This window comes from Microvirgula sp. AG722 (assembly GCF_003269145.1).
Classification (GTDB): Bacteria; Pseudomonadota; Gammaproteobacteria; order Burkholderiales; family Aquaspirillaceae; genus Microvirgula; species Microvirgula aerodenitrificans.
Window position 1 is genome coordinate 1 of the sequence record NZ_QLTJ01000016.1, and the last position, 13,482, is coordinate 13,482.

At 58.7% G+C, this 13,482-nt stretch carries 10 protein-coding genes; 5 read left to right on the forward strand and 5 right to left on the reverse strand.

What is annotated here, in order from left to right:
* Both DFO50_RS15665 and DFO50_RS15670 read left to right on the forward strand, forming a co-directional pair.
* Positions 1-1,608: RHS repeat-associated core domain-containing protein (locus DFO50_RS15665; protein WP_199489861.1), on the forward strand; the 1,608-nt coding region annotated here is incomplete at its 5' end.
* A gap of 8 nt (positions 1,609-1,616) precedes the next feature.
* A complete protein-coding gene (locus DFO50_RS15670; protein WP_107889676.1) occupies positions 1,617-5,870 on the forward strand; it encodes a hypothetical protein in 4,254 nt (1,417 codons plus the stop codon).
* A gap of 48 nt (positions 5,871-5,918) precedes the next feature.
* Here the strand turns inward: DFO50_RS15670 and metG are convergent, their stop codons facing one another.
* From metG to DFO50_RS15685, 3 genes are all read right to left on the reverse strand, one after another.
* The gene (metG, locus tag DFO50_RS15675; RefSeq protein ID WP_199489862.1) at positions 5,919-7,976 is read right to left on the reverse strand and encodes a methionine--tRNA ligase; all 2,058 of its coding nucleotides are present in this window, start codon (positions 7,974-7,976) and stop codon (positions 5,919-5,921) included.
* 87 nt (positions 7,977-8,063) lie between these two features.
* Positions 8,064-9,314: an MFS transporter gene (locus DFO50_RS15680; protein WP_112692844.1), complete on the reverse strand. Its 1,251-nt coding sequence runs from the start codon at positions 9,312-9,314 to the stop codon at positions 8,064-8,066.
* Between the two features lie 328 nt (positions 9,315-9,642).
* Complete coding sequence (locus DFO50_RS15685; RefSeq protein WP_028498915.1) at positions 9,643-9,945, reverse strand: hypothetical protein; 303 nt, start codon at positions 9,943-9,945, stop codon at positions 9,643-9,645.
* Positions 9,946-10,126: 181 nt separating this feature from the next.
* Between DFO50_RS15685 and apbC the strand changes: the two genes are divergently transcribed.
* The 3 genes from apbC (at position 10,127) to DFO50_RS15700 (ending at position 12,069) form a co-directional block, all read left to right on the forward strand.
* Entirely contained in the window at positions 10,127-11,269 is a 1,143-nt protein-coding gene (apbC, locus tag DFO50_RS15690; RefSeq protein ID WP_084299963.1) for an iron-sulfur cluster carrier protein ApbC, read from the forward strand.
* Between the two features lie 93 nt (positions 11,270-11,362).
* Positions 11,363-11,803, forward strand: a complete 441-nt coding sequence (locus tag DFO50_RS15695; protein WP_107889672.1) for a ribonuclease domain-containing protein — start codon at positions 11,363-11,365, stop codon at positions 11,801-11,803.
* On the forward strand, positions 11,794-12,069 hold the full coding sequence (locus DFO50_RS15700) for a barstar family protein (RefSeq protein ID WP_028498918.1): 276 nt from the start codon (positions 11,794-11,796) through the stop codon (positions 12,067-12,069). Before DFO50_RS15695 ends, DFO50_RS15700 begins: the two co-directional genes overlap by 10 nt.
* A gap of 69 nt (positions 12,070-12,138) precedes the next feature.
* Here DFO50_RS15700 and cydX read toward each other — a convergent pair whose 3' ends face one another.
* Together cydX and cydB are read right to left on the reverse strand one after the other, a co-directional pair.
* Entirely contained in the window at positions 12,139-12,321 is a 183-nt protein-coding gene (gene cydX / locus DFO50_RS20010) for a cytochrome bd-I oxidase subunit CydX (RefSeq protein ID WP_112692845.1), read from the reverse strand.
* Between the two features lie 18 nt (positions 12,322-12,339).
* Entirely contained in the window at positions 12,340-13,473 is a 1,134-nt protein-coding gene (gene cydB, locus DFO50_RS15710) for a cytochrome d ubiquinol oxidase subunit II (protein ID WP_107889670.1), read from the reverse strand.
* Positions 13,474-13,482: the final 9 nt, after the last annotated feature.

Below are 13,482 nucleotides of genomic sequence, written 5' to 3' on the forward strand. Positions count from 1 at the left end.
GTGGCGAGCTACCTGCCGGGTGGCCTGACGCCGGAACAGGCCAGCGTCTCGGCCAGCGACGCGCTGCAGGGCATGGCCGAAGTGGTGATTTACGCCGCGGGCAGCTGGACCGGCAACGTCAATACCCGCCAGCCGGCACACCGGCTGGTACTGAGCGCTGACCGGGTGAGCACGGATCCGGCACGGCAGATCCGGCAGCGGATGGATTACCGGGACGGGCATGGCCGGCCATGGCAGCAATTGCAGCAGGTCGGGCCTGGAGACGCGTATCTGCTGACCGCCTCTGGCGCTTTTATCCTCGATGAGAATGATGAACCGATGACAGGCCCGGCGGACCCACGCTGGCGCATTGCCGCCGGCGACGAACGCAGTGCTGGCGGCGTGCCGCTGCGCCACTATCCGGGCTATTTCGTCAATCGGGCCCGGTCAGTCAGTGTCCGCCCGCAGCTCCCCTACGAGCAGACGCTGCATGGCGCCCTGGGTCGACGCACTCTGGTGCATTCCGCAAACGGCAGCTACAGCTTGTCCCGGACGCAGCCATGGTACCGCGTCACGCTGGACGAAAATGACAGCTATCTGATTGACGCCCCGCAAGCCAGTGTAAAAGTCACGTCCAATCAGCCAAAAATTGGCATGCACGGCGAACATATCGAGTGGATAGGCGAGCTCACACAGCTATATAACCTCGGCAAAGGCATACGCAGTTACGAACCGACTTCTCGCCGCTTTCTGAGCATGGACCCATACAGCCCATTCTCCATCGGCGGAATAAATCCGTACGCCTTCTGTGCTGCTGACCCGATCAACCATTCCGATCCCTCCGGGTATGCCAGCATCGAAACACTCTCCATCTGCCTGGCGCTACTCACCTTTTTCACCAGCATCATGACATTTGGCATAGCTGCGGCAACCCTCTCTGGCATTTTCGGGGCCATTACTCTGGCCGCCTCATTGCTGGGCGCAACAAGCGGGGCAACCGGACTGGCCGCAATCAGCCTGCAAACCAGTGACCCCGCGACGGCCCGCATTCTGACTTATGTGTCGCTGGGGACGGGTGTGGCATCACTGGTAACGGGACTGCTGGGGAGCAGCGCCCTGGCATTACTCCGGTCAACAGGTCGCCTGATTCATGGCGTCTCATCGGGGCAGCGATATTATCTGAACACGCCAGGAAACTGGTATGGAAAAGGCAGCAAGGTTTTTCTGTATACAGAGAATTTTCGCGATGGCAGCCTGTTCATGGTTCATGGCAGCAAAACTGCAAAGCTGCAAAATCATTTAGGAGAGATGATTACGGCCAAAGCCTGGGCAAAAGAGGTCGCTCAGCTCCCTGTCTACATAAACAGCACAAACCGCGGCCCCATCTACCTGATGGCATGTGGCTCCACCTATCGCGGCTGCCGCTCTGCTGCCGCCATCGTGTCCACAGAGCTGGGAAGAGACGTCATCGCTTTTGAATCCCGCTATACCATGCTGGCGATGAGCAAACTGGGAGGGGGGGTCAGACTGGCGCCGATCCGGGAATCCATGCACGCCTTCTATGTACATAGTTTCATGGGGTCCGACCTGACTGCGCCAGCCTGTTTCGTCAATGGCAAGATCATTTAGGACAAGCCATGCTCTTCTACTCCAATGTATTCAACATGATCGACTGGCTAGCCAACGGCGTTGAGCCTTGCACCGGCATGTATATCCAGAACATCAAGCTGGTTCATATTTCAGCCAATAATCTGCAAGGGCCGAATCTGGATATTTTTATCCGTTTCAATCAATTCAGCCAGGTCAACGATGGCTTCGGTGCAGGTTGGGAGTTCAATCTGTCAAAAATTGAAACAGAAGATGGAGTGCAGACTCTCATCCTGTCTGATGGCCGGCGTTACAGAATGACGGAAACAGATAATGTCATTGCATTGCAATACAAGCAAGCCAATGATTTCACCATTCAGAAAAAAAGTGACAACACCTATCTGCTGACAAACAAAAGCAATACTATTGAAACGATTACCGATGGGAAATGTACAGAAATTTCCTATCCAAACGGAAAAAAAATCAGCTTGGGCTGGAATACACCAGACGGCTTGCTTCTCAATATTTCTGACGATAATAAAAAAACATTTCTTACTGCAAAATCGGTTACTGCGTCATCCACGACGACTGTCACCGTCAATACATTCAACGGGATTTTCGTTTATTCAATAAAGCTCACCGCGGGGTTGATTCCGTCACTATGCAGCATTGCCTACACTCCACCCGCCCCTGAAAAACCCGTCCAACTTTACTCGGTTGAATATACCACACACAATACCAGTTATTTGCTGATCACATCATTTACTTCGGATATTAAATACCATCAAAAAGAGATCGTGACCTATACCCCACTCCCCGGACCTGAGGGTCTGGATAAAACCATTTATTCCGCGATGACTCTCAAGAAAATTTTGACAACAGACGATCTTGCGCCGTCCTGCAGAGACATTATCTACAACAACCCGAAAAGCAACTATCTGGGCAGCGGCCAAGTCACGGCATGGAAACAGGACGAAGACAATCTGCAGTTCCTGCCTGATGATTTTTACTTTACGCACACCACACAGGAAGGCAGTGAGCGAACCACATGGTGCGATTACAATAAATTCTATCTGCAAATCCGGGAAGAGCCCATGCTGACCACGGATACGCCCAGCGCAGGATCATCGACGACAAGAAAATTCAAGGTGTATGACTATGATCTGGTTGCAAATAGCACCATCGCGGCTCAGCCCCCCTCTTTTATGTTCCCCATTACACAGCACAATAATGTGCAGCAACGTCTGCAGGGAAAGATCAAATCCCGAACGGCCCTGATACAGTTCAAGTATGACACTTTTGCCAATCTGGTTGAATTTGTCGATGTAACAGGCATCAAGGAAACCTGTACGTATTATCCTGCTGCAGGAGAGATTGACTCGGTGACCGGGCGCGTTCTTTGCCCCCCCGACCCGACCAACAGCATCAACTATATCAAGGAAAGGACTATCACCCCATTTCCTGGTGCGCCCTACTCGACACTGACAAGACTTTTTCATTACGAATACCTGTCCAGCAACAACCTGATTCTGTTATCCACAGAACAATTTTATGAGATTACTGTCGACGGCAAGCGTTCTCTGCTGAAACAGAACATCTACAGTTATGACAGCAGCACTCTTTTTTCTGGCCAGCCAAGTCAGTTAACAGAAGGCATGCCCCCCTTCACCCAGGATGAAGCAGGCAATGAAATTCCAGCCCAGTCAACACGGTTCAATTATAGCCGCACACTATCCAGCGACAACAGCACCCTGACAACGACAAAAACGAATACTGGTTTTGACGGTCAATCAATAACAGACAGCGTCACCCAGGCGACGACAACCGGCGCCGTTGTTTCATCAACAGACAAAAATCAATTGACAAGCACATTCAAATACGACGCTCTGGGGCTGCTTGTTGATACGACCTGCGCAGACAGCAATGGCAACAAAAAAACGACAACCATCAGCTATGACCCCCTCCATAATAAAATCACGACCCGGCATTCTTCAAATCAGTTTAGTGAAATACAGGTCGTCGATGGCCTTGGCAATCTGACACAAGAGTGGCTGATGGTGCCCTCTGCCACCACGCCAACCGGGTTTAATATCCGTGCGTTCAGCTATAACGCTCTAAACCAGCTCATATCAAAAACCGAGTACGACTACACACAGGATAATGTGCTGCTCAGCACGGAAATCACGCAGACGACCTGGAATATATTCGATGAACCAATAGCAGAAAAAAATGCAGACAAAAGCAAAAAAAAGTACCAATACAATTATATAAAAAACACATGCACCGAGCTTTGTCGCCCTGGTCGCAGTAAAATTATCAGCCGATACAATGATCAGGACCAGTTGATCATGAGATCAACTTACCCGAAGCACAGCAGCATGGGTGCTGATATTACCGAAATTTTCAGCCACGATGGCTTCTGGCGTCTCAGAAAGTACTTGCACACCGGCCAGGAAGATCAGCAGTACGAATATGATGCCTTTGACAGACAAATCAGGCAAACCGGCAGTGTCAGCGGAATCAAGCTCACCAGCCATGCAACCCACACCAGTGCCGACTGCCCCACTGCAATCACACTCAGCGACGTCGATGGCAGCAACAGCAAGGTAATCGGTCAGCAATATTATGACGGGCTTAATCGAAAAATCGAATCGTCCACCAATGGCAGCATCACTACCTATAATTATTCAGGAACGCCGCTGTTCGACTCTCCGCTCCAGGTCACAAGTGGTCGTCAGTACAATTATGAATACAATGCATTATTCAACCAGGCTACCAAAAGGTCCGTCCGCTATCCAACAGGCGCGTCGTCCCTCCAGAGCCAGCAAGTCTTTTCATACGATGTAAAAACAGGATTATTGTCTGAAAGCGAAACGGCCTCGGCAACGCCTACCGAGCATTTTTATTCCCAATTAAAGTATGACCAATTCAATCACTTGAATCATGAAACTTCCGTTTTCCACCAGCAATATCAGGCGTGGCACGTCAAAAGCGAAACAGCCGCAACACTGACGGTCAAAGGCAAACCACTGCAGTCCACTACCACTGTCAGTTACGCTGAAGGAATGAAATTCAATCCGGCCATCGACGTCAAAACCGTGTATTCATATGAAAAGGACGGCGCCATCCAGCAGGTTGACTACTACATCAATGCCATACTGGCCACGCGCAGTATATTTCATAGAGCGGCCAATGGAAATTTGACACACATAGAAAACTATATGCAATGGCCTAACGCGCGCTACGCGAGAATTGATAAAAGAATCGCCTTTACCAGCTACAACCTGATTGATACCATTACTTATCAATCTCCTGATGAGAGAGAAAACAAGGAAGTCTTTGGCTCCCACTGCATCCTGAGAGAACAATACCAGTATGATCGTCAGCAACGATTATCCCGGCTTTATTGTCGATTTGAGACCAGTCCACCGCAAACCAGCACGGAAAATTATAGATACGACAGGAAAGGACAGCTTGTCACCTGGAAAAAACGTGGCGATCTGCTTTACTCTGACAGCCATTACAACCGACTGTTTTATCAGAAATTCTCTTACGATCTGTATGGAAACCTGCTTGATGAAAAAACGGAGTACCATCACCCCCCCAGTCAGGGGGCCAGCAATATCGCAACTTATAGTTACAAAAACATTTCCACTCTCGTTTCCATCAGCAACAAAACAGTCAATGCATCCCCAACCCCGGCCAACATCCAATTCACCACCGACAATGAAGGAAATGTGATTGAGCGCCTGGAGTATGCAGCGGATGGGGCAATGACCAAGAGCGTTTCATATCGTTTTACAGGGGATAATAATTTCTCATCCATAACGGAGAAATTTATTGGAAGGAACATAAAATATGAACATTATCATTATTATGATTCCTATAACCGGCATATTTCCACAGTCATTCGCTACGCAGAGGATCCGCAGGACAAGCATCGGATCGTAAAGTCAAAAATTTACGCCGGCGACGTACCTTTGATTGAAGACCGGTATGTTCTGAAGGACAAGAATAATATTGAACACACGGTTTATCATTACGTTAATGGCGAAGTCATGTTCATTTCTCTGGTGGACAGCAAAAAGAACATCAAGACTTTTCCCTGCCTCAACCAGGCTGATGGCACCCTGCTGGCGCAAGGCTATCCCGTGGCAAGGCGGGTGTACTGGTACAAATACGAACCCACATACAAATTCAGAACCACCGGGAAAAACGCTTACGGATTGGCAATGGGACTGTCAACGGTGCAGTTTTCCATTCCCCGGATGTATCCGATCGATGCGCTCCCCGATCAGCAATGACCGCCTGCCCGACAGCGGAGGGCTGCCGGCAGCCCTCCGCACATGGAATCAACTCACGCGCATGCCCGGCTTCGCGCCGTTGTCGACATCGAGCAGGAACAGCCCCTGCGAGTCGTCATTGCCACTGGCGCAGACAATCATCCCCTCGGACACGCCGAAGCGCATCTTGCGCGGTGCGAGGTTGGCGACGACGATGACCTGACGGCCAATCAGTTTTTCCGGCTCCGGATAGGCGCTGCGGATGCCGGAGAAGATCTGCCGGGTTTCAAAGCCGAGATCGACCTTGAAGCGCAGCAGCTTGTCGGAACCCTCAACCAGCCCGGCTTCCAGCACCGTGCCGACCCGCAGATCGAGTTTGGCGAAGTCGGCGATGCCGATGGTATCGTCCAGCGGCTCGACGCCGAGGCTGGCCGGCGTCACGGCGGCAGGCGTGCTCTGCTTGTTCGCCTCGACCAGCTTTTCGATCAGCACCGGTTCGACGCGCTGCATCAGATGCTGGTACGGCTTGACTGCATGACCCAGCAGCAGCGTCTGCGCATCGTTCCAGTTCAGCGGTGCGACATCGAGGAAGGCCTCGATATCGGTCGCCAGCTTCGGCAGTACCGGTTTCAGGTAAATCGCCAGGATGCGGAAGGCATTGATCAGCACGGTGCACACATCGTGCAGGCGCGCTTCCTCCCCTTCCTGACGGGCCAGCTCCCACGGCTTGTTCGCGTCGACATAGACATTGACCGCATCGGCCAGCGCCATGATGTCGCGCAGCGCACGGCCATATTCGCGGGCCTCGTAGGCGGCGGCAATGCCGTCAGCCTGGGCGCGCAGGGTATCGAGCAGCGGGAGGTCGGCAATCTGTGCGGACAGGCGGCCCTCGAAGCGCTTGGTCAGGAAACCGGCGGCGCGGCTGGCGATATTGATGAACTTGCCAACCAGGTCGGCATTCACCCGGGCGACGAAGTCGTCCAGGCTCAGGTCAATGTCCTCGATGCGGCTGTTGAGCTTGGCGGCGATGTAATAGCGCATCCACTCCGGGTTCAGACCGCAATCGAGATAGCTGCGCGCGGTGATGAAGGTGCCGCGCGACTTCGACATCTTCTGGCCGTCGACGGTCAGGAAGCCGTGTGCGAACACGCCGGTCGGCGCGCGATAGCCGGCGAACTTCAGCGTGGCCGGCCAGAACAGCGCGTGGAAATACAGGATGTCCTTGCCGATGAAGTGGTACAGCTCGGCGTCGGAATCGGCATTGAAATAGCTGTCGAAGTCGATGCCGGTGCGGTCGCACAGGTTCTTGAACGACGCCATGTAGCCGATCGGCGCGTCCAGCCACACATAGAAATACTTGCCCGGCGCATCCGGAATCTCGAAGCCGAAGTACGGCGCATCGCGCGAGATGTCCCAGTCCTGCAGACCGCCTTCGATCCACTCGTTCATCTTGTTCAGCGCTTCCGGCTGCAGGTGCGGCTGCGACACGCCGTCGGCGCGCAGCGTGCTGCCGGTGGTCCATTCACGCAGGAAGTCGGTGCATTCGCCGAGGCGGAAGAAGAAGTGCTCGCTGCTGCGCAGCACCGGCGTCGCGCCGGACACGGCCGAGTACGGATTTTTCAGTTCGGTCGGGCTGTAGGTCGCGCCGCAGACTTCGCAGTTGTCGCCGTACTGGTCCCTGGCCGCGCACTTCGGACACTCGCCCTTGACGAAGCGGTCCGGCAGGAACATCTGCTTTTCCGGGTCGTACAGCTGCTCGATGGTGCGGCTGACGATCTTGTCGTTGGCACTGAGCTTGCGGTAGATCTGCTCGGAGAACTGCTTGTTCTCCGGCGAATTGGTCGAATAGTAGTTGTCATAACCGATATGGAAGCCGCTGAAATCGGCCAGGTGCTCGGTCTTGACCCGCTCGATCAGCTGTTCCGGCGTTACGCCCTGCTTTTCCGCCGCCAGCATGACCGGCGTGCCGTGGGTGTCGTCGGCACAGACATAGTGGCATTCATGCCCGCGCATCTTCTGGAAACGCACCCACACGTCGGTCTGGATGTGCTCGACCATATGGCCGAGGTGGATGGCCCCGTTGGCGTAAGGGAGGGCACTCGTCACCAAAATTTTGCGTTGCGTCATCAGGATGTCTCTTCTGGAATCTCAAGCGAACGATTATAGCGACAAAGCACGCCGTACCGGGGAGCCGGGACGGCGCGCAGCCGTGGTCTACGACTGGCTGACGAGGGCCGGCTCGCCGGATTCGCGAGCGCGGGCGGCCATCGCGCGCTGCAGCACGCCGCGCGACAGCCACAGGTACAGCGCGGTCGAACAGGCTGACAGCGCGGCATAACCGACCTCGCCCCACTGCAGATAGGCGAACTTCAGCCCCTCGATGCCGAACACGTACACCACCATCGACAGCATGCCGACCGAGGCGGCGACCGTGCCCTTGGCGATCGGACTGGCGGTCAGCGCAAAACGGTACAGCACCGCAAAGCACAGCCCCTCGCCCAGCGAGGTCAGGCTGATGCCGGCAATGATCCAGAACCACGGCACGCTGGTCAGCAGACAGCCGGCCAGCATCAGCGTCGCGCCGAGCATTTGCGGCAGACGGCCGACCACGACCGAACGGCCGAGTTGCCAGCGGTCGGAAACCCGGACCAGGATCAGGTTGCCGGCAATCAGCGCGCCGAACACCGGGATCTGCCACAGCCCGTATTCCAGCGTGCTCATGCCGCCGTCCTCGATCAGGAACACCGGCGACAGCGCGATCCAGCCGAGCAGCGGCAGCGCCATGAACGGCATGCACAGCGAGGCGGCGATAAAGCCGCGGTCGGTCAGCACCGCACGGTAGTCGCGGCCGATCTGTGACAGCGGCAGCGGGCCGCTGCCGGGCTGTACCGTCTCCGGCATGAAATACCACAGGCCCAACCAGCCGAGTGCGGCGATGGCGGCAATCAGCACGAAAATCGAGCGCCACGGCCAGATTTCGATCAGCACCGCCCCGGCCACCGGCCCCAGCAGCGGCGCGATCAGCGCCACATTGGCCATCAGCGCCGTGACCTTGATCGCCGTATTCTCGTCAAAGGCTTCCTGCACGGCGGCATAGCCGACTGCGGCGATAAAGCACAGGCCGACGCCCTGCAGCACGCGCATCGCAATAAAGGATTCGATGCCGCCGACCCACAGCATGGCCAGACAGCTGAGCACGAACAGCGCCACGCCGGCGAGCATCACCGGCCGGCGGCCGATACGGTCCGACAGCGGCCCGAGCAGCCACGGCACGGTGATGCCGCCCAGCAGGAAGGCGGTCATCGACGTGGCGACCCACGAAATGTCGACGCCGAACTCGGCCACCACGTGCAGCATGCCGGGCTGGATCATGTCGTTGGCGATATAGACCGCAAATTCGAACAGCACCAGCGCCAGCGGGAAGCACAGGACGGACAGGGTCAGGGTAGTGATTTTCTTCTGCATGGTTTTCAGCCAGTTGCGACGCCCCCGGCATGCGGCCTCCTGATCGGAAGGCCGGGCGGAGCGGGCCCGTGCGGCAGCCAGGCAGCGGCAGGGGCGGTTCTGTACGGGGAAGGAAGGCCGGCGCGCAGCGGGCCTGTTCCGGGAGATATCGAGCCTGACGGCCGCGCGTGACGCGACCATGATGGCGACAAGAAGCGGCGATCCGGGCAGGAGAAGGGCCGGGCTCGCGGCGGCGTCACGGCCTGGACGGGAGTTGTTCCGGGCGGACGTAGCGGGCGATTATACCAGCGGGCACGCAAGCGAACGTTCAGATACGGGACATGTCCGTTCAGTAACCGCCGCGTTCATCCACCGGCAGCGGGCTGGCCGGCACGGCCGGCGGCGAGTCGCTCCGCTCCGACGGGCGGCGCAGACGCCGTCCGTCGCGCTCGACCCGGCGTGGATTGCGTTCGACCCGGCGGTCGACCTGACGCCCGTTGCGTGCCGCGCCATCGTCCGGCACCGCCGCGTCGCCATCGCCGGGCATGCCCTGCACCAGCGGCGCGGGCTGCGGCACCAGCGGCAGCACCAGACCGTTGGCGTCGACGGTGGCGGCCAGCGTCGACAGCATCACTGCCAGCAGACGTGGCATCAGGGCATCCCCGTTTCATTCGCACTGTTTTCATCATGGCCGACCGGCCGTCCCGTCGCCAGTGTACGCTGCCGCCCCCTCTGCCCTCCAGCCCGCGCGAACCGGCGTGCAGCGTAGACGCTGGCGCGATAAACCGAGTAAAGTGCTCGGGTATTCGTATCATCCGCCCGGAATTCACACCATGCTGTCCAAACTGACCCAGCTGTTCAAATCCGCCGACGCGCCCGCCGCCGACCACAGTGGCGAAGCCGAGCTGCTCGATGCCGTCCAGGCCCTGGTCGATCCCGACACCGGCAAGACCTATGCCGAGGCAAAGGCGATCAGGAATGTTCGCCAGTCCGCATCGGCCATCGGCCTCGACATCGTGCTCGCCTACCCGGCGCAAAGCCGCCATGACGCGATCCGCGCCCAGTTCGCCGAGGCACTGGCCACGCTGGCCGGCACGCGCCAGATCGACATCGCCGTGTCCAGCCAGATCACCGGCCACGCCGTGCAGCGCGGCATCCCGCTGCTGCCGGGCGTCAAGAACGTCATCGCCGTCGCCAGCGGCAAGGGTGGCGTCGGCAAGTCGACCACCACCGTCAATCTGGCGCTGGCGCTGGCGGCCGAAGGCGCGCGGGTCGGCATTCTCGACGCCGACATCTACGGCCCGTCCCAGCCGCTGATGATGGGGCTGCAGGGCCAGCGTCCCGCGTCCCCGGACAACAAGTCGCTCGTCCCGGTCGAGAACTATGGCGTGCAGACAATGTCGATGGGCTATCTGGTCGATGACGACCAGGCCATGGTCTGGCGCGGCCCGATGGTCACCCAGGCACTGATGCAGTTGCTGAACGACACCCGCTGGGACGCGCTCGACTACCTGCTGATCGACCTGCCCCCGGGCACCGGCGACGTACAGCTGACGCTGTCGCAGAAGATCCCGGTCACCGGCGCGGTCATCGTCACCACGCCGCAGGACATCGCACTGCTCGATGCCAAAAAGGGACTGCGCATGTTCGAGAAGGTCGGCGTGCCGGTACTCGGCATCGTCGAGAACATGTCGGTCCACATCTGCTCGAACTGCGGCCATGTCGAAGCGATTTTCGGCGAAGGCGGCGGGCAGAAAATGGCCGAGCAGTACCACGTCGAGCTGATCGGCCAGTTGCCGCTCGACCTGTCGATCCGCCTCGCGGTCGACGAAGGCCGCCCGAGCGTGATCGCCGATCCTGACGGCACGATCGCCGCCATTTACAAGCAGATCGCCCGCCGCGTCGCGGTCAAGGTCGGGGAAAAGGCGCGCGACTACAGCTCGCGACTGCCGAAGATCGTGGTCCAGAACACCTGACCCGCGCAGCGAACATGCGCGCTGTCGCATGTTCGCTCTTGCCGCCGGTCCGCTGCTTCGGCAGAATCGGCGGACTCATTCCGTTGTGGCGCCATGTACCGTTTCCTTTCTCTCGTTGTCGCCGTTGCCCTGTCGCTGCCGGTTCAAGCCGGCTCATGCGATCGTGTCGCGCGCGAAATCAACGCCAAGCTCGCCACACCGGTCAATGTCACCCAGTTCGCCGGTGTGCTGACCGCGCTGGGCGGCACCGGCCAGTTGCCGAACCGCTACGTCTCCAAGCAGACGGCGCGCGATGCCGGCTGGCGTCCGGGCCGCAAGCTGTGGTCCGTACCCGGCCTGCAGGGCAAATCCATCGGCGGCGACCGTTTCGGCAACCGGGAACACCGTTTGCCAGCGGCCGACTGGCATGAAGCCGACCTGGACTACCAGGGCGGAAAGCGCAACGGCAAGCGGCTGGTCTATGCCGGCAACGGCCTGCGCTATGTCACCGTCGATCATTACCAAACCTTCACCGAGATCCCGCCATGTCGCTGACCTGCGAGCTGAAAAATGTCCGTTCGACCCAAGACTTCTACACCCAGCTTGCCCGCGGCCTGCAGCTGCCGGCGCACTTCGGCAAGAATCTCGACGCCCTGTTCGACGCACTGACCGGTGACGTGAAGGGCCCGGCCACGGTGTTCTGGCACGAGTCGATCGCCGCCCGCAACGAAATGGGCGAGGAACACTTCGAGGAAATCATCGGCGCGCTGTACGAGGCCGCCGGCGAACGCGACGACCTGCAGATCTGGCTGGGTCTGTAAGCACCGCAACAGCCAAAAAAACAGGGCATCACCTGATCGGTGATGCCCTTGTTCACGTTTGCGGGTCACTCAGCCGGGTTTCCCTGCCCGCCGCGCCGCCCCCCGACCGGCAGCCCGGTGATGACGGAAACTGTCCTCCGTCCCCTTTGCACTGCGCGAGCCGAACGCGTACTGGCTCTCCAGCCACATCACATTGATGATCCCCAGCGCCAGCGCCAGCCCGAGTCCCAACAGCCAGGCGAAATACCACATCGTTGCGTCCTCCGGTAATCAGTAACTGTGCGTATCGTTTTTCAGGCGCTCGACCGTCACCGGTCCGCGCATGACCCGATACACCCAACTGGTGTACAGCATGATCAGCGGCACGAAGATCACCGCCACCCCGAGCATCACGCCCAGCGTCTTGTGACTGGACACCGCATCCCACAGCGTCAGGCTCGATACGGCATCAAGGCTGGACGGCAGCACGAACGGGAACAGGGCTGCGCCAGCAGTCAGGATCACCCCGGTGCAGGCCAGTCCGCTGGCCACTACCGTCAGCCGCGGCGCCCGTCCGGCCAGCGCCACGGCGGCGAAGGCACCAAGGATGCCCAGCAGCGGCAGCACCCACAGCGTCGGCCACGCCGCATAGTTGGCCAGCCAAGCGCCGCCGGTGATCGTCACCGCCTTGCCGAGCGGCTCCAGCGCCTCGTTCAGCGCGCCGATGGCGGTCAGTTGCCAGCCCGGCAGCCGGGCGGTCCACAGTCCGCCCAGCGCGAACAGCACCAGGGTCAGCAGGCCGAACACCCGGGTCGCGAACACGGCTCGCCCGCCGACCGTGCTGCCGCCGGTCTTGCTGGCCAGAAAGGCCGCACCATGCAGGGTCAGCATCGCCACCGACAGCACGCCGCAAAACAGGCCGAACGGGTTCAGCAGGTCGAAGAAACTGCCGGCGTAACGCACGTGCATGCTGCTGTCGAAGGCGAACGGCAGGCCGATGAACAGGTTGCCGATGGCAACGCCGAAGACCAGCGCCGGCACGGCGCCGCCGACGAACAGCGCCCAGTCCCAGTTGTTGCGCCAGCGCGCGCTCGGCAGCTTGCTGCGGTAGTCGAAGCCGACCGGGCGCAGAAACAGCGCAAACAGCGTCAGCATCAGCGCGACATACAGCACCGAGAACGCCGCCGCGTACACCAGCGGCCAGGCGGCGAACAGCGCACCGCCAAAGGTGATCAGCCAGGTCTGGTTGCCCTCCCAGGTCGGACCGACACTGTTGATGACCAGGCGGCGCTCGTCGTCGTTGCGGCCGATGAACGGCAGCAGCACGGCGACGCCGATGTCGAAGCCGCCGGTGACGGCAAAGCCGATCAGCAGCACGGCCATCAGGCCCCACCAGATGAGTTTCAGCGTTTCATAGTCGAACATGGTCCGGTT